Here is a 22,524-nt window from a genome sequence, read left to right on the forward strand (position 1 = left end):
GCCTCACAAAGTGCCGGTGTCTTTTTGTTATGGAAAAAACATTTCTGAGCGCATGGATGCAAAATAAGCACTCTCAATCGAAATATTCCAAGAGACCTTGTTTTGTTCAGCCTTTTTATCGGTACCGCTTTCGGAGAAAAAAAAATGGAACAGCTTCGGAGCTTCAGGCAGCGGTCACCATCGAGCTATAGAACGCAGAACCGGCTGAGTATAGAGAAATCATCGGCAGGATACGGGAAACTCTTGCCAAGGGCGATTGGGGCAACTACACTCGCGTTTTGAGTAAACCTTTTCTCAAACGAGGTTCCTGAAATGCCGCACGTGTCCGCCTGGAAGCGATTTCGCCATGTTCCGGTCTTATTGCCTGCACTTGCTCTGGCTTCATTCGGCGTTGGACAGACGCCGCAGCCAGCTACGCTCTCGATTGATGTGGACAAGCCGCTGCACAGTGTCAGCCCTACGCTGTATGGGCTGATGACGGAGGAGATCAACTACTCCTATGACGGCGGTCTGTATGCGGAGATGGTGAAGAACCGCACGCTGCGCGATGGGGACTGGAGCCAGCAGGATTGGCTGGTGATGCAGAATGCGAGCGCTGGCGCGAAGTTTGATCAGGACAAGAGCACGGGACCGTCGGAGGCGCTGAATGACAGCATGAAGCTGACGGTTACTTCGGCATCGCCATCGGAGCCGGCGGGTGTGCGGAACATGGGGTACTGGGGTTATCCGCTGAGACCTAATACGACGTATCACGCGTCGATCTATGCGAAGACCGATGCGTCTGATCTGGCGCTGCACTGGAACCTGGTGAGCAACAAAACGGGCAGGAGCGTGGCGTCGGCTGAGGTTCCGGCGATTGGAAGCGATTGGAAGCAGTACAAGGTGACGCTGCATACGGGGGCGATTGAGGCATCGGAGGCTTATCATCTGGAGCTTACGGTTACGAAGCCGGCGACGCTGTGGTTTGATCTGGTGTCGGTATTTCCGCCGACGTATCACGACCGCGAGAATGGCAACCGCGTGGACATGATGGAGATGCTGGCCGGGATGCATCCGGCGTTTCTGCGGTTCCCTGGCGGCAACTATCTTGAAGGCGACCATATCAAGGAGCGCTACGACTGGAAGAAGACGATTGGTCCGCAAGTGGACAGGCCGACGCATCCGAGCCCGTGGAACTATCACTCTTCGGACGGTTTGGGGCTTCTCGAATTTCTGGAGTGGTGCGAAGACCTGCATATGAAAGGGGTGCTGGCGGTGTATGGCGGGTACTCAATGAAGCAGGAGCATGTGGAACCGGGTAAGGATCTGGAACCGTATGTGCAGGATGCGCTGGATGAGATTGAATACGCGACTGGCAGCACGGATACGAAGTGGGGCGCGCAGCGCGCGAAGGATGGGCATCCGAAGCCGTTTGATGTGCCGTTTGTTGAAGTCGGCAATGAGGACTTCTTTGACCGATCGGGCAGCTACGATGGGCGATTCAAGCAGTTTTATGAGGCAATCAAGGCGAAGTATCCGAACATTCAGATCATCGCTACTACGCCGGTGAAGAGCGTGAAGCCGGATGTGGTGGACGATCACTTTTATCTGAGCGCGGAGAAGTATTTCGACGACGTACACCACTATGACAATACGGACCGCAATGGGCCTAAGATCTTCATGGGCGAGTATGCGACGATGGAGGGCTCGCCGACGGGAGACTTTGGCGCGGCGCTGGGCGATGCGGCGTGGCTGACTGGCGTGGAGCGCAACAGCGATGTGGTGATCATGTCGAGCTATGCGCCGCTGCTGGTGAATGTCCATCCGGGTGGGATGCAGTGGCATCCGGACCTGATTGGCTATACGGGGCTGTCAGTGTATGGGTCGCCTAGCTACTACGTGCTGTCGCTCTTTGCGGGCAATGTTGGCAATGAGGTGCCGGAGTCTTCGTTGAGCGGTGCTGGGCCGAGGATTGCTTATTCGGTGACGACGAATAAGGCGACGGGTAAGGTGTATCTGAAGATTGTGAACGGTGCGCCGACGCCGCAGGCAATTGAGATTGACCTGAAGGGCGTGGGTCATGTTGGCTCGACGGCGAAGGTGGAGCGTTTACATGCGATGTCGCCGGTAGATACGAATACGATCAATGATCCGAAGCATATTGTGCCTGTGGCCAGCACTCTGCCTGTTGCGGGAGACAATGTGAAGTACACGCTGGGTGGATATACGTTTGAGCTGATTGAGTTCGATACGAAGTGAGAACAGTGGGTCGTTTGCGAGGATGCGGGCTGTCTGCGTGAGCGTACTTAGCTGGTGCTGCGTATGAATCGCGGCACCTGAGTAGTAGAAAATGAAGGGGATGATGGTTTCATCCCGCACGTCTCCTGCTGAAGAATACAAGCGACGACAGCTCGTTCACGAGGGCGAGGCCGAAAGGTTCGAAACGAGACACCTCACGCTCGGATATGTCAAATTACTCCTGGTATTCACGATCCTGGTGATGGCCTGGTCATCGTTTTACCACCACTACAGTTCCCCACTGCTGATCGTTATCCCCGCTGTTCTGTTCGTTATCACGTCGGTCATACATGAACGCGTGCTGCGGCATAAGTCCACGGCGATTCGTGCGGCTGAGGTTTATCGCAAAGGTTTAGCCCGCATTGAGGATCGTTGGCCGCGAACGACAGAAAGAGTCGTGCCTGCGGAGTTGATCGAGCCAAGCATGTATGCAAGAGATTTGGACATGGTTGGCAAGGGAAGCCTTTTTGAGCTTTTGTGTGTTGCCCGCACCCGCATGGGCGAGCAGCGCCTTTTGGAATGGCTTCTGAAGCCTGCCCCATTGGAGACGATCTATCGGCGCCAGCACGCGGTAACCGAACTGCGCGACCAACTCGATTTTCGGGAACGAATGGCCGTTTCAGGAGAGGACGTTTCAACAGGCGTGAAACCTGAAGGCCTGAGAGAGTGGGCAGGATCATCCTCAGGATCAATGCGCCCGTGGCTTCGATGGGTGGCTGCGGGTCTCGCAATCCTCGCGATCTGCGGAGCATTCCTCTGGCTGAACTATGGCCTGTTCCTGCCTCTGCTTGGAATTCTGTTTGCCGAATGGTGCTTGGCCCGCTTGCTGAGGAACCAAATAACGGCAGTCCTAAGAGGAACCGACAAAGCATTTGAAACTCTGAAACTGTTTTCGGCACTGCTGCGAGAACTGGAACAGCAGACTTTTCAGATGGAGTACCTCAACGAGATCAAACGCGATCTGCTGTCTCACAGGATTGCCGCCTCGGATGCAATTGCCGGTTTGGGGACTCTGGTGTCATACAAAGACAGCCTGAACAGTCTCATGGGCAAAATATTGGACCGGACATTGATGTGCTCCCTGCAACTGGCATTGGCTGTTCAGCGCTGGCGCGCAGATCACGGGAGTGCGGTCGGCGTGTGGCTTGATGTTCTGGGAGAGTTTGAAGCGCTTCTGTCCATCGCAGGCTATAGTTATGAGCATCCAGACGATCCATTTCCGAGCTTTGTAGACGGTCCGGCATCCTTCGAGGCGCATGAGATCGGCCATCCGCTTATTCCTTCACATGTGTGTGTCAGAAACAGCCTGAAGATGGATTGGAATACAAAGGTGTTGTTGATCAGCGGCTCGAATATGTCCGGGAAGAGCACGTTGATGCGCACTGTAGGCACCAACACTGTACTGGCAATGTGCGGTGCGCCGGTAAGAGCGAAGCAGTTGCAGCTCACGCCGCTTCGCGTGGGAACAAGTCTGCTGGTTAACGATTCGCTCACGCAGGGAACATCTCGCTTCTATGCCGAGATCAAAAGGCTGCAGCAGATATGTGAACTCGCCCGGCAAGACGGTCTGCCGGTGCTGTTCCTGCTGGATGAACTGCTACAGGGAACAAATTCTAGCGATCGCCTCATTGGCGCGCTGGGCATTATCCGAGAGTTGATGCAATCTGGTGCGATCGGCATCCTTACTACGCACGATCTTTCGCTCACCGCAATTGAGAATGGTGATGGCTGGATCAAGAACATGCATTTTCAGGATTCAATTTCGAATGGCAAGATGCAGTTCGATTTTCGATTGCGGGACGGTGTCGTAACAAAAAGCAATGGAGTGGAGCTTATGCGGCTCATCGGCCTGAACGTGTAGGAGACCATGCGCAAGAGTGCTCGAAATAGTGGCCTGTTGCTAGTAGCAGCTTCAGGTTTTACTACCGACAAGCGTGCTCGTCGCCGGAAATTGTTGTTTCGCGCTTGCGTGCGAAGGTGAAGAGGATTCCCTGCGGGAATGACAGAAAGAAAGAAAAGCTAAAGGCCATCTGAAGGATGCTTCAGACGGCCTTTGTGTTTCGGGTTCACGTTCGACTCTTATCCGTTGAGAATTTCCTGCAGTTTGTTGACGGTGCGGTTGAGGTCCTTGTCGGCGCGGCGCTGCTCATCGATTTTGGCGATGGAGTGCATGACGGTGGTGTGATGCTTGCCGCCGAACTGGCGTCCGATTTCGGGCAGACTGGCTTCGGTGAGGTGCTTGGCCAGATACATGGCGATCTGACGCGGCACGACGACGGCACGCGAGTTGTTGCGCTGCTTGAGCTCGCTGACACGCATGGCGAAATTTTCAGCTACGGCCTTCTGGATGGCCTCGATGGTGATCTTGCGCACCTGCGTATCGATGAACTGTTTGAGGCACTGCTGCGTGGCCTGCAGCGTGATCTCCATGTTGTTCATGTTGCACCAGGCGATGAGCCGCACCAGGGCGCCCTCAAGCTCACGCACGTTGGTCCGTACGTTGGAGGCGATGAAGAGCGCAACGTCCGTGGGAAGAACGGACTGTTCGCTCTCTGCCTTCTTCTGCAGGATGGCGACCTTGGTTTCAAGATCGGGTGGCTGAATGTCGGCGATGAGGCCCCACTCGAAGCGCGAGCGCAGGCGGTCTTCGATTTCTGCCAGCTCCTTGGGAGGACGGTCGGAGGCGATGACGATCTGCTTCATGCTCTCGTGCAGAGCGTTGAAGGTGTGGAAGAACTCTTCCTGCGTGCGCTCTTTCTGCGCGATGAACTGGATGTCATCGATGAGCAGCACATCAACGCCGCGGAAGCGGTCGCGGAAGCTGGTCATGCGGTCATTGCGCAGCGAGTTGATCATCTCGTTGGTGAACTTCTCGGCCGAAACGTAGCAGATGTTGTAGATGGGCTGGCGGCGCTTTACCTCATGACCGATGGCGTGCATGAGATGCGTCTTGCCCATGCCGACGCCGCCGTAGAGGAAGAGCGGATTGTAGGCGCGCGACGGACGCTCGGCCACTGCGAGAGAGGCCGCGCGTGCGAACTGGTTGCCGTTACCGATGACGAAGTTGTCAAAGGTGTAGCGGGGATTGAGCTGCGCGGCGCTCGACCAGTCGAAGCGGCCCTGCTGCTCGACGGGATGACCGTTGCGCCGTGCTCCTGGATTTACATGATCGCTGTAACGATGATTCTGATTGCTCTGCTGCGGAGCACTCGCGGCGTGCGAAGGCACAGGCGGAAAGCCGCCATCCTTGCGCGCGGGAGGCTGTGAGGGATCTTCTTCCTGGGTGACGAAGACAACATCGTCAACCTCGAGCTTGAGGTTGTCGATGGCTTCGCCGACAAGGTCGCTGTACTTGTCGCCGATGTGCTGGAATTCCTCGGTGGGAATGCGCACGTAGAGAATGCGTCCAGCGACGTGGCTGTAGCGTGTGGGCTTCAACCATGTGTCGAAGGATTGGCGATTGACCTTTTTTTCAAGTGCCGCGAGGATTTGCATCCAGGGGTTGAGTGTCGAAGTTGGCGTGGAGACGAATGACATCATGAATTCCTTACGCGCTCTCTATTAACCAACGACTCCGGGCGCTCGATATGAGCCTGCTACGCAGTTAAAAGCAATGCTTCGCCCCCGGCGCGATCAACAGTCAGCGCGCCGTGTGGGGATTCTTAGTCTGCCGTGAGACATTCAGGCTGAAATGCCTGTAGTTCGCATCGACTTCGTAGACAGAAACTCAGTTGAGCGGAGTGTCTGGAATCTTTGTTGAACGGGTCCGATACTAGCACAAATTGAGGCGTCTGCAACGTCTCATTCACACAACGGAATGATTTGCACCATTGATGGTGAAACCCGCGAGTTGAGCGGTGACGGCTGTCATGTAAATAGTATTCAACAGCCTTTGTCACAGCGATGCGCACGTGGGATTTCACCTTTGATTCGAGGCCTGTGGGTGGCAGGCAGCGATTGGGTACGAATTCGGATTCTACACCTGCCGGGCGAATGGGTGAAGGGCAGTTGAGAACAATCTTGAATAGACACGAACCGGATGAGACTGGATTCCTAACCGCATCTCGGATATACTTGAATCTTGCCGTTCAGGCGAAGATTTTCGCATATAGACTCAGGAGCGCACGTTTATGCCTAAGCGCACATTTCAGCCCAACCGCCGCCGCCGCGTGAAAGTTCACGGCTTCCGGTCCCGTATGAAGACGAAGAGCGGAGCCGCCGTGCTCAGCCGCCGTCGCGCCGCGGGCCGCAAGCGTGTTTCGGTCAGCGCCGGATTCCGCGACTAACCTCTTTCCGGCCGATTCCATTACTTTGGTGTTGGCCTTTTTTGTGGAGCGCCGGTTTTCATGGCTTGTACGAACTGGCGCGAAGCAGTTTCTTCCCGCCTACTGCCCTTCCAAGGCACAGTTCTCTTCCGTACAAAGCCCGATCAGGCGCACCCAGTCGATGCCTGCAATGGCTGACGATGAATGCCCTTCCTACATCTCCGCACTCCCGAATACCGGCGAGCAGTGACGGCGCGCAGGCAAAGGCGCGTGATCTGCGGCTGCGCAAGCATGCCGACTATCAGCGTGTATACAAGAGCGCACGCAAGCAGTTTTCGAGCTCGATGAGCTGGTTTATGGCGCGGCAAGCCGATGCATCTTCAGAGCTTGCGGCGGCGAATACAATCCAGATTTCTGGTGCAATCCGTGCCTCAGCCGCTGGACCGCGCGTGGGGCTTACGGTGGGCAAGGTGCTGGGCAAGGCGCATGACCGCAACCGCATTAAGCGGCGCATGCGCGAGGCAGTTCGGCGGCATATTGCGGAATTACCCGTTGGTGTCGATCTGGTACTACATCCGAAGCATTCCGTGCTCACGATGGAATTTGCGAAACTTGATGCCGAGGTTCTGCGTATCTTCCGTCAGGCGGCAACACAATTTGCCACGCAGACGACAGGGCAAATGAAGACGCAGGCCCACGCATGAGCGAATCGATGATGGAACCGGCAATGCAACCGGCAATAGAGACCGCGACGCTGAGTGCTTCGCAGCGCATGTTGCTGGCATTTCTGGAGTTTTATCGTCTCTGGCTCTCGCCCGCTCTGCACTCCATTACTCCTGCGGGCGGATGCGGCTATGAGCCGACCTGCTCGAATTACGCTACGGAAGCGATTGCGCTATACGGGCCGATTCTCGGCTCATGGATGGCGCTGCGGCGTATTCTGCGCTGCCATCCGTTTGCGCGCGGCGGGTTCGATCCTGTGCCGCTACCGGGCCACGTACCACACACCAAGTGTCAGCATCGCGCGGCTGCCGATCAGGTACCGGCATGCGCTCTGCGTGAGCCAATCCCTTAACGCGCGCTGACGTTTCATCGCACGCGACCTCTTTCTACTATCCGAATTTTCAGACGACGGGCATCGATAAGGCATGCCCGAGAGTTCAGGACTATATCCTTGGCCGAAATACGTAATCCCAATGCATCCACGCAGGGCCCCGGCGGCGGCAGCGGCCCTGGCGGCGATATGCGCTCCACGCTTGTTTTTCTGTTGCTGGCCGTAGTTGCGCTCATCGCCGTGCAATACTTCAAACCACCGGCGACACAGAACCAGCCGCAGCCACAGACACAAACGGCGCAACAACAGCAGCCTGCGCAAACAGCCGCGAGTTCACCATCCACCAGTACAGCCAGTACGTCATCGACCAGTACGGCGGCGGCAAAAACTGCGGCTGCCTCTTCCAAAGCAGCAGTCGTCGCCACGACCGAGACGGAGACAGTTGTCGAGAACGAGCTTTACCGCATCACCTTTACGAATCGCGGAGCGCAGGTCAAGAGCTGGATTCTCAAGCGCTACAAGGATTCAAAGGGACGCCCGCTGGATCTGGTGAATCATCTGGCGGCTGCCAGCTTCGGCTACCCGCTTTCGCTCTATACCTATGAGCAACCGCTGACGACGGAGCTTAACTCCGCGCTCTATCAGGCATCGGCTACGGGCACCATCAGTGCTCCATCGGGCATTGTCTTCAAGTACGCCAAAGGGCCTCTTACGGTTACCAAAACATTCACCTTTAACCAGAGCTATGTGATCGGCATCAAGGTGGATGTCAAGCGTGATGGGGCGTCGGTGCGCGCGCTGATTTCGTGGCCTGCGGGTATGGGCGACCAGGAAGAAGCTACGCAATATGCCTCCAGCAAATTCGCGTGGTCAATCGACGGCAAGCGTGACTCCACAGGCGCCAACCATAGCTGGTTTTCCAAGGGTGTAAGTGGCGGAGCAACTTATGACGGCAGCTACGACTATGCAGCGGCCATCGATCTCTACTTTGCCGCTGCCTTCATGCCCAATGCTCCGACGCAAACGACGGTTGTGACGCTGCACAACCAGGTGCAGGCTCCCAAGGACGCCACGAATCCTAACGGCGACAAATTTCCTTCACCAGTTCTCGGCGTTGCCGTGGGCGATACCAGTGGTGTTATCAATACCCGCCTCTTCGCCGGACCGCTGCAGTTTGACACGCTGGCGGACACACACACGATGGCGGCCAACGGCACTACTACCGGTGAAGATCTCAAGCCGCTGATCCAGTTTGGGTACCTGAAGATCATCGCCGAGCCGCTCTTCCTTCTGCTGCGCTTTGTGAAAGGTTTTGTGGGTAACTGGGGCTGGGCGATCATCATCGTCACCCTGGTCTTTAACCTGCTGATGCTGCCGACTCGCGTCATGATGATGAAGTCGTCGCTCAAGATGCAGCGCATTCAGCCGAAGATGGATGCCATCAAGCGCAAGTACGCGAATCTGAAGGCGACCGATCCGAAGCGCGCGGAGATGCAGTCGGAGCAGATGAAGCTGTACAAGGAAGAGGGCATCAACATGTACGGCAACTGCCTGCCGATGCTGGTGCAGATTCCTCTCTTCTACGGCTATTACCGCGTGCTGCTGAATGTGATCGAACTGCGTCAGGCTTCGTGGGGCTGGCTGCCGAATCTGGCTGTTGCCGATCCGCTGCATATACTGCCGATTGTCATTATCGCCAGTATGTTCCTGGTGCAGATCATGACGCCTTCGCCGGGCATGGATCCGCAGCAGCGGCGCATGATGGCGTTTATGATGCCGGCAATCTTCGGCTTCTCGATGTGGAACTTCTCGTCAGGACTGGCACTCTACTGGGCTACGGGCAACCTGCTCAACCTGGGACTGCAGTATGGCATCAACAACTCGTCGATGGGCAAGGAGCTGCAGGCGCTCGCTGCGAAGCGCGCGGCGAAGAAGGCAGACAAGACCATTCAAGCCAAGCGCTGATGTGAACGCATGAGCAAAGAAAGGCGGCGGAGCGAATGCTCCGCCGCCTTTTTATTTTCCTTGCTCGGATTTAGTTCCCAGGTTATTTGGCTGCGACTCCTGGCGGCGCGGTTGACTCGCGAATGACGAGCTCGGGCAGCACGGGAACGGTTTCCTCTTCAGGCTCGTCTGCTTGATTCTCAGCGTGTGCGCGGATGCGCTTGAGCACGATGCGCGCGGCTGTTTCGCCCATACTGCGGAGCGGCTGGCGGATGGTCGTGAGGCTGGGGTTTTGAAAAGCAGCGGCCTGAATATCGTCGAAGCCCACGACGGAGATATCTTCCGGGACGCGCAGGCCTCGTTCGCGAATCGCGCGAATAGCGCCGATGGCCGCTATGTCGTTGTAGCAGACAAGGGCGGTGAAGTGATTTTCGGCAGATGCATCCGTGCCTGTTCGCTGATTGGCTTTGCGGCTCAGCAGCTCAATCGTCGGCATATAACCTAGTTCGGGCCTAATTACTTTCAGCTCAGGACGCACCTGCCACTCTGGACGAAGAGGCAACTGCAACTCCTGCGCCGTCTGCATGAGACATTCCCATCGGTCATCCGCATCGGAGCTATAACTGCCGCCGCGCATGAAGGCTATGCGGCGGTGACCGAGCTTGTGCAGATGTTTCAAGATGAGCTCGGCGGCACGCTTCTGGTCGAGCACAACGTTGGTGACGCCGCGGATGGTGCGATGTCCGGCGACAGCTACAACTGGAACAGGCAGCTCATGCTGCAACATGGTGTCGATGGCGATGAATCCCTCGACGGACCGGGATAGAAGCAGGTTCGGGTACTCTTCCAAAAGATCCTGACGGCGGCGATGGCTGGCAATGAAGTAGAAGTAGCCTTCTTCGATCAGCACATCTTCCATGCCTTCGAGTACCTGCGTGGCGTAGCCGTCGCACAGATCGGGTACGAGAACTCCGACGGAGAATGTCTGCCCTTTGCGCAAGGAACGGGCGAAAAAGCTGGGGCGGTAGTTGAAGAGCCGGGCGGCTTCGCGGACGCGTTCACGCGTCTCCTGGGGAATGGATCGCACACCCGCCGCATTATTGAGTACCAGCGAAATGGTCGCCGGGGAAAGGTTCAGATACTCGCCCAGAGTGCGCAGACTGATAGTCTGGCTCTTCGGCGAAGTGGAAGCTCTGCGCTTGGTCATGGAGATTTTGTAGCATCTTGAGCCGATGTCTGGCGCAAAATGCGTTTTTTGTTCCTATAAGGAAGAGGAAAGGACCGAAATTCCGGTATTTTCATGGGTAAATCAATCGAAGACAAAGCGGAAGGCGCGGTTCCCGAACGAAGCCTGCAACTGACGCAGGTGATGGAGTGGAACGATGGCGCCGTGCATCGGCAACAGGATGAGTTGTCGGCCGAGGAGCCGCTCGATATTCGAGTTGGAGATGGCGGTGGTGATTTTACGCCGATCAGTGTAACGATGCGCACGCCCGGCAATGATGAGGAGCTGGCTGCGGGTTTTTTGTGGACGGAGGGCATCGTTGAGGATGCGGCGCAGATTGCCGGCGTTGCGTTGCGGGTTTCGTCGGCGTCGGGCAAGAGGAATGTGGTTGAAATCGAGCTGGGTGACAGCAGCTTTGAGCCTCGACAGTTACAGCGGAATTTCTTTGCTGCTTCGAGCTGCGGGATCTGCGGTAAGGCGTCGATTGAGGCGATTCGTCGACGCGGATTGCGGGCGCCGAATCAGGATTTTCGCATCAGTCCCGGCCTGCTGTGCGAGTTGCCGGATCGACTGCGGGAGAAGCAAGCGGTGTTTCGCCGCACCGGAGGGCTGCACGCGGCGGCATTGTTTAACGCAGCCGGAGAGTTGCTGGTGCTGCGTGAGGACATTGGCCGTCACAATGCAGTCGATAAGATTGCCGGATGGGCGTTGATGCGTGGCCTGTTGCCGCTGTCGCAGCACATGATGCTGGTGAGTGGACGTGGAGGCTTTGAGATTGTGCAGAAGTGCCTGGCAGTGGGATTGCCGGTGCTGGCGTCGGTCTCTGCGCCGTCGAACCTTGCTGTGCAGTTGGCGCGGGAGCTTGGGCTGACGCTGGTGGGATTTTTGCGCGAGCGGCGGTTTGTTATCTACGCTGGCGAGCAGCGGCTCGGCCTTTAACAGACTTTAACAGCGGTTGTTGCTACCGTTATTTCCGGGTGCTGACGTTTTCTTTCGCGCATCTCCAACTCTGCTGGCTGCGTCTTACTTTGGTGGGCTGTTCCCGGCAGGTCCATTCTTTATCGTCGAAGTCTTGCGGCAATTGACACATTGAGCGAGAACGCCAATACTCATCCCCCGGAGGATTTTCTGCATGCCTTCCAGTCTCGCTGGTTCAGCGTCGATATCCATCAACGGAAAATCCGTCGCCATTACGCCTGGCGAATTGCTGATTGCGGTAATTAATCGCTCGGAAACAGAGCTTCCGCATGTCTGCTATCATCCGCAGCTTGACTCTATCCAGACCTGCGATACGTGCATGGTTGAGATTGACGGCAAGCTGGTGCGGGCGTGCGGGACGAAGGCTATGACGGGAATGAAGGTTACGACAGAGTCTTCGCGCGCGGTGGCCGCGCAGCATGAGGCCTTTGACCGCATCCTGGGGAATCACATGCTGTATTGCACGGTTTGCGATAACAACAATGGCAACTGCACGGTGCACCAGACGACGGCGATGCTCAAGGTGGAGCATCAGTCGATTCCCTATAAGCCGAAACCGTATGAGAAGGATATGTCGAACCCCTTCTACCGGTACGATCCGGATCAGTGCATTCTGTGCGGGCGTTGTGTGCAGGCCTGCCAGAATGTGCAGGTGAATGAAACGCTTTCGATCGGATGGGAGCTCGATCATCCGCGCGTGCTGTGGGATGGAGGCAAACCGATCAACGAGTCGAGCTGTGTTTCGTGCGGGCATTGCGTGACGGTTTGCCCGTGCAACGCGCTGATGGAGAAAAACATGCTCGGCAAGGCTGGCTACTTTACCAATCTGCCGGCAAGTGCGCTGGAACAGATGATCGATGTGGTGAAGGGTATTGAGCCGGAGATGGGCTACGGCGCGATTCTGCAGGTGTCGGAGATTGAGTCGGCGATGCGGCACAATCGCGTGAAACAGACGAAGACGGTATGTACCTATTGCGGCGTTGGCTGCAGCTATGACGTATGGACGCTGGAGAATGGCGCTGATCCGAATGATCGCCACATTCTCAAGATTGAGCCGTTACATGGGGCGGCTAACGGTATCTCTACGTGTGTGAAGGGCAAGTTTGGATGGGAGTATGTGAACAGCCCAGACAGGCTGACGAAGCCGCTGATTCGCGAGCGTCACGCTGAGGGCGATCGCTTCCGCGAGGCTACTTGGGATGAAGCGCTGAATCTAATTGCGACGAAGTTCTCGGAGATCAAGCGGGAGCATGGTCCGGATGCGCTGGCGTTTATTTCTTCGTCGAAGTGCACGAACGAAGAGAGCTATCTGATGCAGAAGCTGGCGAGGGCGGTGATTGGCACCAACAATATGGATAACTGCTCGCGCTACTGCCAGGCTCCTGCTACGACGGGGCTGTGGCGCACGGTGGGCTACGGCGGTGATTCGGGATCAATCACAGATATTGAAGCAGCGGGGCTGGTGCTGATCGTTGGCAGTAACACGGCGGAGAGCCATCCGGTGTTGGCGACGCGTGTGAAGCAGTCGCACAAGCTGCGCGGGCAGAAACTGGTGGTGGTGGATCTGCGCGAGCATGAGATGGCGCATCGCGCGGATCTGTTTATTCGTCCTAATCCGGGGACAGATCTTTTATGGCTCTCGGCGATCACGCGCTACATCCTCGATAACGGGCTAGCTCATACCGAGTTTCTAAAGCAATGGGTCAACGGTACTGACACATACTGGAAGAGCCTGGAGCCTTTCACGATGGAGATGGCGAGCGAGCGCTGCGGCATCTCTGTTGAGACACTGACGCAACTGGCGCGCATGATCGTTGAGGCTGATGGTGTCTGTGTGTTGTGGGCGATGGGAGTGACGCAGCACTCGATGGGTTCGGATACTTCGACTGCTATCTCGAATATGCTGCTGGTGACGGGCAACTACATGCGGCCCGGTGCGGGCTCGTATCCTCTGCGCGGGCATAACAATGTGCAGGGAGCGAGCGACCATGGCGCAATGCCGAATTTCTACACCGGCTATCAAAAAGTGGAAGATGCAGAGGTGCGCGGGAAGTTTGAGAGGGCATGGGGTGTGACGCTGCCGCCGAAACCGGGGCTGGATAATCACCAGATGATCGGCGCCATCCATGAAGGCACACTGAAGTGCATGTATCTATTTGGCGAAGAGATGAGCCTGGTGGATTCGAATGCAAATGTTGTTGCCGATGCGCTGGCTAAGCTCGATTTTTTTGTGATGCAGGAGGTTTTCTTCTCGGAGACTTGTAGGTTTGCGGATGTGATTCTGCCGGCGAGTCCGAGCCTGGAGAAAGAGGGCACCTTTACCAGCACGGAGAGGCGGATTCAGCGGCTTTACAAGGTCTTTGAACCGCTGGGTGAGAGCCGCCCGGATTGGTGCATCATCACGGACATTGCCAACCGTCTCGGCGCGAAGTGGAGCTATCCGAGCCCGAAGGAAATCTACGACGAGATTGCGGCGCTCACTCCGTTGATGGCTGGGGTTACATACGAACGCCTTGAAGGTTACAAGACGCTGCAGTGGCCAGTAGCCGAAGACGGGAGCGATCAGCCGCTGTTGTTCACGAAGCAGTTCAACTTCCCTGACGGAAAGGCGCGGCTGTATCCGCTGCAATGGAACGAGCCTACCGATCAGCCTGATGCCGAATATGATCTGCACCTCAACAACGGACGGTTGCTGGAGCACTTCCACGAAGGCAACATGACGTATCGCACCGAGGGTATTCGCGAGAAGACGCCCTGTGCTTTTGTCGAAGTGTCGCCTTCCCTTGCGCAGGCACGCGGCATTGAATCTGGGTCATGGGTGCAACTGACATCGCGTTATGGACAGGTCAAAGTACAGGCCGTTGTTACGGATCGCGTCTATGGCAATCAGCTCTACATGCCGATGAACTCCCTGCAAAACCTGGACGAAGCCGTCAACAAGCTGACCAGCAGCCATACGGATTCTGTAACGCATACGCCTGCGTATAAAGAGACATCGGTTCACATGCAGGTATTGACGTCTCGCGGAGATCGCTCTGTCAAAAATCCGTTACCCCCAACCAATCCCCGCTTCGGCCATCCCACGCCACAGAATGGCGTGGAAGTAGAGCGTAAATGGAAGCGCGCCGACTATCGCATGCCCGGCGAATCGCAGCTTGTACAGATCCAGACGCAATCGAAATAGGCACCCGAGGAGATTTCATCATGGCTCAGCCCATCACGCTCACCAAGCCCACGCGCGATCCTAAACAGGAGCTGCTCGATCGTCTGGAACAAGCGCCCGCAGATCACGCCGCGGCTTTGCTCGACGCCTGTGAATTGTTGCAGGGACTGCACGAACGAGGCGTGCTATCGACGCTACGTGGGGCGCTCGCCGCGGGCGACAAGATCATCGATACGGCAGCCGCCGAGGCCAATTCGCCGCAGGCCATTCGCGCGATGCGGAATGGCATTTTGCTCTTCCAGATGCTCAGCTCCATCGATCCCGAGGTGCTGCAGGGCACTGCTGTCGCTGTCAGCCAGACCTTTGGCAATGCGAAGGCTGTAGCCTATGAGCCGCCTTCCCTGTTTGGCCTCTTCGGCAGTTTTCTCAGCCGGGATTTTCGCCGGGGCATGGGCCTGATGAACACGCTGCTCAAGAACCTTGCGTATCAATTGAAGATTCGCACCGAACCCAATCTGAAGCGCTAAGGTCGATTCGCAGAGCTTAGAGCTGCCTCGAAAGAGACCTGGACTGCAAGTTCGCAATTAAGCAGGAATTTTCGAAGTGGAGCTAAACGAGATTCCGCTAAATACACGCGCAGCGGTCAGTCTGGCCCGGGCGCGATAAAGCCGCGACTTTACTGCGGCCTCAGAGATCTCCAACATTTCCGCGATATCGCGTACGGAGCAGTCATGTCGCATCTGAATCTCAATCACTGCGCGCAGACGCGGCTCCAGTTTGCGGATGGCCCGCATCAGGCGCAAATGCCTTTGCCGCTGGTCACAGAGTTGCTCTGGCGTGGGGGCGGCATCGGGAAATTCGAAGACTTGCAGCGCATCCTGACTATCCGCACTCGTGGCGAATGATATTTCGGGCCTGCCGCGGCGTTTTCGTAAAAGCATCAGCGCTGAATTGATGGCGATTCGCGTGAGCCAGGAATAAAAATTAGCTCGCCCCTCAAAGTTATTCAGCGCCAGATAAGCACGTAGAAAAGTATCTTGCAGCGCATCTTCGGCGTCTTCATGAATCTTGGTGATCGCCAAGATCGTTCTGTATATGCGCGCGGAGTATATCTCACGCAATTCCGTAAAGGCCGCAGACGAGCCTGATTGGGCAGCTGTGACCAGCGCAAGGTCACGCGAGAGATTTGGATGCTGCATGGGGGAAGGCTGTATCGCGAGATTTGAATTCAGAGAAAGGGAAGAGTAGTCCGTTGCAAGCGAGGCCATTGAGATTCTCCTGAGAACTGCGTGGGAAGGCGTACAGGAAGAGCAATGTGAGTCTCGTCTCTGAGCTGAACGGCATCGCATCGGCAAGGAGTTGGTCCTGGAGAACCGCCGCTGCGCTGCACAGGCAATTGACTTTAGAGTTGCGAGATCGTCTTTGAAATTTGATTACTGCTATTCGTATCGAATCGCCATCTTCACAGGCGATTTCATTCTCCGGCGCATGCGGACCCGGAATTTGTAATGACATTTTGGGTCATTCCCTGATCGAGTGGAGAAGGAAGCGATCAATTCAAGACCATTGTTACCGTCATGAGGACATCCCGCCAGACCCGATGGAGCTATCAAAAACCCCCAATAATGGTTGGTTTTCTTCCTATCCATTTCTACGAGTTCCCGATAAGCCAGGCAGGTACTCGACAGCTGCCCCGATTGGTCAAGCCTGCCTGCGGCATGCAACACTGAGACCGTAGAAATTGTCTGCCAGATGCGGTGAAGCCGTGTGTCCGCTGTGGCTTATGGGTTCTTACGAACCTTGCAGCGATCACCCTGTCAGCGCCAGGCACGACCATGGAGAATCGCATTGATTCAGAAATCGCTTTGCGCTTTACTGGTTGCCGCCGTTGCGGCCTCTGTTCTGCCATCCTCTTCTCTGGCTGCCGAGTCTGACGTAACCCGCGCCACTCTCGACAATGGCCTGCGAGTGGTCATCATCCGCAATACACTCGCGCCGGTGGTCACGGTTGAGATGAACTTCCTCGTGGGCGGCAATGAGACGCCAGCGGGGTTTCCGGGCATGGCTCACGCCGAAGAGCACATGGCTTTTCGCGGATGTACCGGCATGAGCGCCGACCAGACCGCAGCTATTTATGCGCAGCTTGGCGGCGACGACAACGCGGATACCGAGCAGAATATTACGCAGTACTACGCCACTGTTCCTGCCGGCGATGTGGACATTGCGCTGCAGGCGCAGGCTGCATGCCTTCGCGGAGCTGATGACACAGACGCCGAGTGGGCACAGGAACGTGGCGCGATTGAGCAGGAAGTAGCTCGCGATCTTTCGAACCCTACGTACAAATTCATCAACCGGCTCAACACCGATATGTTTGCCGGCACGCCGTATGCGCATGATCCGCTGGGCACAAAGGAGTCTTTCGACGCTACGACCGGCAAGATGCTGCAGGACTTTTACAAGCAGTGGTACACGCCGGCGAATGCCATCCTGATTGTCGTTGGTGATGTTGATTCAGCGGCGACAATGGCAAAGATCAAAGAGCATTTCGGCAGTATTCCGAGCCATGTTTTGCCTAAGCACCCTGACATAAATCTCACGCCAGTAAAGAACGAGAGCTTCACGCTCGACAGCAATCTGCCGTATGTCCTCGGCTTTATTGCGTACCGGCTTCCGGGCACCGATTCACCGGACTATGCGGCTGCACAGATTCTCTCCGATGTACTCGCGAGCCAACGCGCCGATATCTACGGTATGGTGCCGGCAGGCAAGGCGCTGGCTGCTGAGTTTGGCATTGCCGAGACGTATCCCAAGGCCAGTGTTGGCTTCGGGCTTGTTGCTCAGCCCGCCAACGCTGACGTTACAGCCGCCCAGGACGAACTGCGCAAGATCATTGCTAACTATGCCGCAAATGGCGTTCCGCAGGATCTGGTGGATGCTGCCAAGCGCAGTGAGATTGCTTCCGCAGAGTTTCAGCGCAACTCGATTCCTGGACTCGCGAGTGTATGGTCCGAGTCGCTTGCGGCTGAGGGGCGTACATCGCCGGATGAAGATATCGAGGCGATCAAGAAGGTCACGCTGGCGGATGTGAATCGTGTAGCTAAGCAATATCTGTCGGATCAGAATTCTATCTCTGCCGTGCTGAAGCCGCGGCCCAACGGCGAGCCGGTGGCGGAGAAGGGATTTGGCGGCGGAGAGAAGATGACGAATCCGCCGACGAAACCGGTTGTGTTGCCTGCGTGGGCTGCAAGCGGACTTGCGGAGCTTAAGGTTCCGTCCAACTACATTCAGGTGAGCGACACGACGCTCCCGAATGGTATTCGGCTCATCGTCAAGACCGATCATACGAGCCCGACAGTCTCTGTGGAGGGATCGGTTGATCACAATGCGGACCTGGAAACTCCGACCGGGCAGGAGGGTGTTTCCGATGTGCTGGATGGGCTCTTTTCCTATGGCACAACGACGCTGGACCGGCTTGCGTACCAGAAGGCGCTGGATGATATCGCTGCAAGCGAAAGCGCTGGCTTCGGCTTCTCGCTGAGCGTACTCAAAGAGAACTTCTCGCGCGGCGTGCAGTTGCTTGCGGATAACGAACTGCATCCGGCATTGCCAGCCGAGGCTTTTGCGGTGGTGAAGAAGCAGACGCAAGACTTTGTTGCCGGCAACTTGCAGAGCCCCGGCTATCGCACCTCGCGCGCGCTTGATCTCGGACTGCTTCCGACCGGCGATCCTTCTTTGCGGGAGGCTACTCCTGCGACGCTGGGCACCATCACGCTCGATGATGTGAAGAAGTATTACAGCGCGGCGATTCGTCCTGATCTTACTACCATTGTGGTCATTGGCGATGTCTCTGCCGATGAAGCACAGCAGGTGATTACGAAGTGGTTTGGCGACTGGAAGGCTACCGGCTCTAAGCCCAACACGACTCTTCCGGCAGTTCCGGTCAACAAGGCTTCGTCGACCAATGTTCCAGACCAGGAGGCGGTGCAGGACTCGGTGACGCTTGCGGAGGAGCTGAAACTCAATCGCTTCGATCCGGACTACTATCCGCTGCAGTTGGGAAATCATGTGCTTGGTGGCGGATTTTACGCGACGCGCCTCTATCACGATCTGCGCCAGGTTGCGGGCTATGTCTACACAGTGGATGTAAGTCTTGATGGTTCGAAGACCCGCGCCACTTACTCGGTCTTCTATGGGTGCAATCCGGAGAATGTGGAGAAGGCGCGTGTGCTGATTCAGCGTGATCTGGACCAGATGCGCACGCAGGATGTTTCGGAGGCAGAGCTGCACCAGGCGAAGGCGCTTCTGCTGCGGCAGATTCCTTTGAGCGAATCGAGTGAAGATGCGGTTGCCGGAGGGTTGCTGCACCGCGCTCAGATGGGCCTGCCGCTAGATGAACCTATTCGCGCGGCGAAGCGCTATTATGCGCTAACTGCCGATGAGATCAAGGCGGCCTTTGAACGCCAGATTCGCACTGGAGATTTTGTGCAGGTGGTGCGAGGACCAGCGCCGCACTAATCTATTTAGTTCAGCGCAAATTGGACAACGAGCCGGGCACAACTTCTGCCCGGCTCATTGTTTTGCTACTTGGACTCAAACACAACCGTCACCTGTGTATCGACCTCGATGGGATCTCCATTGAGAAGATAGGGCCGATAGCGCCATTGCCTCACAGCGTCGAGCGCGCTCGTTTGAAATACCTTTGGGCCTTTCACAACGCGAAGGTTTTCCACTACGCCATCCTTGCTGACATGAACCGCGAGCACGACAGAGCCACTCAACTTGTCCTTCTTAGCCTCTTCGGGATAAACCGGATTGACCTGATGCGTCAACGTCATATACTTTTCCGCTACGGCAACCCGTTTGACGGCCTTCTGCGAAGGCGCATTGACATCTACACGCCAAGCTAAAGCTGAAGCGCATGTAGCAATAGCAGCCAGCACGCACACTACGGCGACGATTGCGCGTCGCGCACTGGTGACTGGGAACTGTTTCTCTCTCAATTGCATAACTCTCCTTTCAAAATTGTTGGAATCGAAAATTCCTAGAGCGTTGATAAAGGCGGGTTGGGATCGATTGGGAAGTTCGGATAGAGTCGTCACAAGCCGCAACAACAGGCGCGCGTAGTTCCCTCGCCCACCCGAAACGTCCGCTGCTATCGCGTCACATATCTGCTCTCGTGTTTCCGCCAGCCTTGCGCGTGTGAGCCACAACAGCGGATGGTAGGCCACCAGCAGAGACGTGACCTCGTAGAGCAGATTTTTCGCGAAGTCGCGGCGCTGCATGTGAGCAAGCTCATGCCCGAGCAAGGCTTGCAGTTCCCCCTGGCTCAGCCGTTGTACAAAGCCACTCGGCATCAACAGCGTTGGCCGCCACACTCCAAGCATGGCTGGTCCAGCGACCTGCGATGACACAACGACGCGTAAGGACTCCGTCTTCGTGCGAAGCGAATGATCCAACCCTGTCATCGCGGTGTTCCAGGCTTCGCTCTGGTCGAAAGCCGTGGCTCGCTTGCAGATCACTCTCGTTTTCCATGCATTCCAGCCAAGCTGAGCTGCAAAATAGACCACGCCTGCCAAATATGCCGCAGCGATTGCCAACAATACGGTTGGCGAAAGCCACGCCAGCGCTGCACCCGCAGGGTGCGGGGGGCCGAGCACAACACGCACAACACCGTCCGTACTATTTCCTCCACGCAGCCACAAAAGCAAACTCCATGCGGGTTGCCAGAGGTTGTCCGCACGAAACGCGCACATCGGCAAAACGGCTTCCAGAAAGATCGCTGCTACCCAGATGCGATGTTCCATTTGCGGACCGGCGTGCCGTGCCGAACGGGCGGCAAGCCATGCCGCGCAGAAAACCAGCGGCACCTGCCAAAGCGAGTTCACAAGATATGCGAGTACCCACATCTCTGCGATTCTCATGCTTTGCCTTCTTCCTCTTCGAGCTTTTTGCTCAGTTCCGCAATCTTCCTGGCGTCGATCTGCCGGGTCTTGATGAGGCTCATTACCAGCTCTTCGCTCGAACCGCCAAACATGCGATCGATGAGATCACGCACGGCATGTCCAAGAGCCCTGGCCTCTGTCACAGCGGCGCTGTACTCATAGGCACGCCCTTGCAACTTGCGCTTAAGCGTACCCTTGCGCCACAGAATATTGAGCATCGTCTGCACCGTCGTATAAGCCAGCTCCTGCTCCAACGCCTGCTGCACCTGGCTTACATTGCTTGCACCCTGTTTCCAGATCACCTGCATGATCTGCAGTTCCAGTTTTGTCAGCGTGTTTTTTTCGCGCTTCGCCACTCAATTCTCCTAATGAATTAGGAGGTTATGCCGAACCCCGCAGGCCTGTCAACTAAGTTTTTAGGACTTGATAAAAAGCGAATGGGCACAGGCTTGAGTGCCCGTGCCCATTCGGCTGGCTCGCGCCCCGCCAGGCGCGAGCGCAAACTAATACACTACCGGTCGATGCGGTAGGTGTACCGTTTCTGTTCGCTCTACCTTGAGCTTGCTGATGTGTACCGGATAGCCGGTTCCGGGCAGCAGTGACTCCAACACGAATGTGTCGGTTTCACCCCACTTGATCTCTTTGTAGCGATATATTCCGACCTCGCCTTCGCTTGTTTCGTTTCCGCCCACGGGCGAATTCAAGAATCGCTGCGCATCCTCGATGGTGGTCTTCCCATGCGGCGCTCCGTTATCCAAACTCTCTGCTGCGTAGGAGCGCACCAGCTTTGTCCAGTACCGCGCGAGCAGATCAGAATCCGCGAAGACATCAGCCCAGATAATTTCACCGTGGACGGCGACTACTACACCCACTGCATCTTCCTTGCGTAGCTGCGCCAGTATCTCGTCACGTGACTTCATCAATGGAGCCGCTGCTGCGTCTACTTTGTCGTTCACCGCTTCACTCTGCATCGTCTTCGCGTAACTGGTTGTAACCGTTGACCGCGAATATCCATGTGTGCTTGAGGAACTTATGCCTGGGGAAGGGGTAGCGGCGCGGTTCATCGTCGAGATTGCTCCTCCCACTGCGCTCCAGACCTGCTGCTGATCTTTCTCAACCATGGCCCGCTGACGCACTTGCGGTTGCACCATGAAGCTGCCTACTGTGCCCTTCGCCGCCGTACCGAACTTCGCCGAGCTTTCTGTCCATCGCCCAGGCTCAATGCAGAACACCGAGAGATCAATTGGCTCCGCATTCGCAGGCACAATCCGGTCTTTTGCTATCACGCGATCCTGCTTGCCGCCCGTCACGATTTCTCCGGCAAGCATCAGCAGAGGCCGCTTCGAATGATTTACCAGGACCAGCGTGTTCACCTGATCGCCGCGATAGGGCTCTGGCTGGACCATGCCTCCATGGCCGTCGCGCGAACGAACGAGACCCTGCGCTTTTCCTGCTTCGGTCACTTCCACTTCACCGCTCTTCAGGCCTTCATCCAGTGTCAGAAACGGTGTTTCGCTCCGCGACTTCGCGTTTTCCCGCACCACTGGAAACAACAACAGATCGCCGCTTTCGATCGGCGCCAGTACGCGATATTCGCCGCTTGCGGGCGCGGCTTGCACTACGCCTCGGTCTGTGAACGAAAACACACTTATCCCCGCCAGGGCGCACACGGCACC

The 22,524-nt window shown here is 56.5% G+C and carries 16 protein-coding genes; 10 read left to right on the forward strand and 6 right to left on the reverse strand.

Going from position 1 to position 22,524, the window contains the following annotated elements; genetic code table 11:
• The first annotated feature begins 312 nt into the window (after positions 1-312).
• Complete coding sequence (locus OHL22_RS06010) at positions 313-2,238, forward strand: alpha-L-arabinofuranosidase C-terminal domain-containing protein (RefSeq protein WP_263334325.1); 1,926 nt, start codon at positions 313-315, stop codon at positions 2,236-2,238.
• 241 nt (positions 2,239-2,479) lie between these two features.
• Entirely contained in the window at positions 2,480-4,138 is a 1,659-nt protein-coding gene (locus tag OHL22_RS06015; protein WP_263334328.1) for a MutS-related protein, read from the forward strand.
• 218 nt (positions 4,139-4,356) lie between these two features.
• On the opposite strand, the gene dnaA is transcribed toward OHL22_RS06015, so the two are convergent.
• Positions 4,357-5,814, reverse strand: coding sequence for a chromosomal replication initiator protein DnaA (gene dnaA / locus OHL22_RS06020; RefSeq protein ID WP_263334330.1), 1,458 nt, complete (start codon positions 5,812-5,814; stop codon positions 4,357-4,359).
• Between the two features lie 593 nt (positions 5,815-6,407).
• Here dnaA and rpmH point away from each other — a divergent pair.
• The 4 genes from rpmH to yidC all read left to right on the forward strand — a co-directional run bounded on the left by rpmH (position 6,408) and on the right by yidC (position 9,561).
• Positions 6,408-6,563 (forward strand): 50S ribosomal protein L34, encoded by a 156-nt coding sequence (gene rpmH / locus OHL22_RS06025; protein ID WP_263334332.1) that lies wholly within the window; start codon positions 6,408-6,410, stop codon positions 6,561-6,563.
• Between the two features lie 179 nt (positions 6,564-6,742).
• Positions 6,743-7,246 (forward strand): ribonuclease P protein component, encoded by a 504-nt coding sequence (gene rnpA / locus OHL22_RS06030; RefSeq protein ID WP_263334335.1) that lies wholly within the window; start codon positions 6,743-6,745, stop codon positions 7,244-7,246.
• Positions 7,243-7,617, forward strand: coding sequence for a membrane protein insertion efficiency factor YidD (yidD, locus tag OHL22_RS06035; protein WP_263334337.1), 375 nt, complete (start codon positions 7,243-7,245; stop codon positions 7,615-7,617). Before rnpA ends, yidD begins: the two co-directional genes overlap by 4 nt.
• A 99-nt stretch (positions 7,618-7,716) precedes the next feature.
• The gene (gene yidC / locus OHL22_RS06040) at positions 7,717-9,561 is read left to right on the forward strand and encodes a membrane protein insertase YidC (protein WP_263334339.1); all 1,845 of its coding nucleotides are present in this window, start codon (positions 7,717-7,719) and stop codon (positions 9,559-9,561) included.
• Between the two features lie 82 nt (positions 9,562-9,643).
• On the opposite strand, the gene OHL22_RS06045 is transcribed toward yidC, so the two are convergent.
• Positions 9,644-10,747 carry a LacI family DNA-binding transcriptional regulator gene (locus OHL22_RS06045; protein ID WP_263334341.1) on the reverse strand — a complete coding sequence of 368 codons (1,104 nt, stop codon included), beginning with the start codon at positions 10,745-10,747 and terminating at the stop codon, positions 9,644-9,646.
• A 93-nt stretch (positions 10,748-10,840) separates the two neighbouring features.
• Here OHL22_RS06045 and fdhD point away from each other — a divergent pair, with 93 nt between their 5' ends.
• The 3 genes from fdhD (at position 10,841) to OHL22_RS06060 (ending at position 15,433) form a co-directional block, all read left to right on the forward strand.
• Complete coding sequence (gene fdhD / locus OHL22_RS06050) at positions 10,841-11,704, forward strand: formate dehydrogenase accessory sulfurtransferase FdhD (RefSeq protein WP_263334342.1); 864 nt, start codon at positions 10,841-10,843, stop codon at positions 11,702-11,704.
• Positions 11,705-11,897: 193 nt separating this feature from the next.
• Complete coding sequence (gene fdhF / locus OHL22_RS06055) at positions 11,898-14,927, forward strand: formate dehydrogenase subunit alpha (RefSeq protein ID WP_263334345.1); 3,030 nt, start codon at positions 11,898-11,900, stop codon at positions 14,925-14,927.
• 20 nt (positions 14,928-14,947) lie between these two features.
• Complete coding sequence (locus tag OHL22_RS06060; protein ID WP_263334347.1) at positions 14,948-15,433, forward strand: DUF1641 domain-containing protein; 486 nt, start codon at positions 14,948-14,950, stop codon at positions 15,431-15,433.
• A 57-nt stretch (positions 15,434-15,490) separates the two neighbouring features.
• Here the strand turns inward: OHL22_RS06060 and OHL22_RS06065 are convergent, their stop codons facing one another.
• Positions 15,491-16,174: an RNA polymerase sigma factor gene (locus tag OHL22_RS06065; protein ID WP_263334349.1), complete on the reverse strand. Its 684-nt coding sequence runs from the start codon at positions 16,172-16,174 to the stop codon at positions 15,491-15,493.
• A gap of 580 nt (positions 16,175-16,754) precedes the next feature.
• Between OHL22_RS06065 and OHL22_RS06070 the strand changes: the two genes are divergently transcribed.
• Positions 16,755-19,421 carry a M16 family metallopeptidase gene (locus OHL22_RS06070; protein ID WP_263334351.1) on the forward strand — a complete coding sequence of 889 codons (2,667 nt, stop codon included), beginning with the start codon at positions 16,755-16,757 and terminating at the stop codon, positions 19,419-19,421.
• Between the two features lie 65 nt (positions 19,422-19,486).
• Here OHL22_RS06070 and OHL22_RS06075 read toward each other — a convergent pair whose 3' ends face one another.
• From OHL22_RS06075 to OHL22_RS06085, 3 genes are all read right to left on the reverse strand, one after another.
• Positions 19,487-20,827 (reverse strand): M56 family metallopeptidase, encoded by a 1,341-nt coding sequence (locus tag OHL22_RS06075; RefSeq protein ID WP_263334355.1) that lies wholly within the window; start codon positions 20,825-20,827, stop codon positions 19,487-19,489.
• Positions 20,824-21,204, reverse strand: coding sequence for a BlaI/MecI/CopY family transcriptional regulator (locus OHL22_RS06080; RefSeq protein ID WP_263334357.1), 381 nt, complete (start codon positions 21,202-21,204; stop codon positions 20,824-20,826). Before OHL22_RS06080 ends, OHL22_RS06075 begins: the two co-directional genes overlap by 4 nt.
• Before the next feature lie 147 nt (positions 21,205-21,351).
• Positions 21,352-22,494, reverse strand: a complete 1,143-nt coding sequence (locus tag OHL22_RS06085) for an ARPP-1 family domain-containing protein (RefSeq protein WP_263334359.1) — start codon at positions 22,492-22,494, stop codon at positions 21,352-21,354.
• Positions 22,495-22,524: the final 30 nt, after the last annotated feature.

Source organism: Acidicapsa dinghuensis, from assembly GCF_025685685.1.
In the GTDB taxonomy this organism is placed as follows: domain Bacteria; phylum Acidobacteriota; class Terriglobia; order Terriglobales; family Acidobacteriaceae; genus Acidicapsa; species Acidicapsa dinghuensis.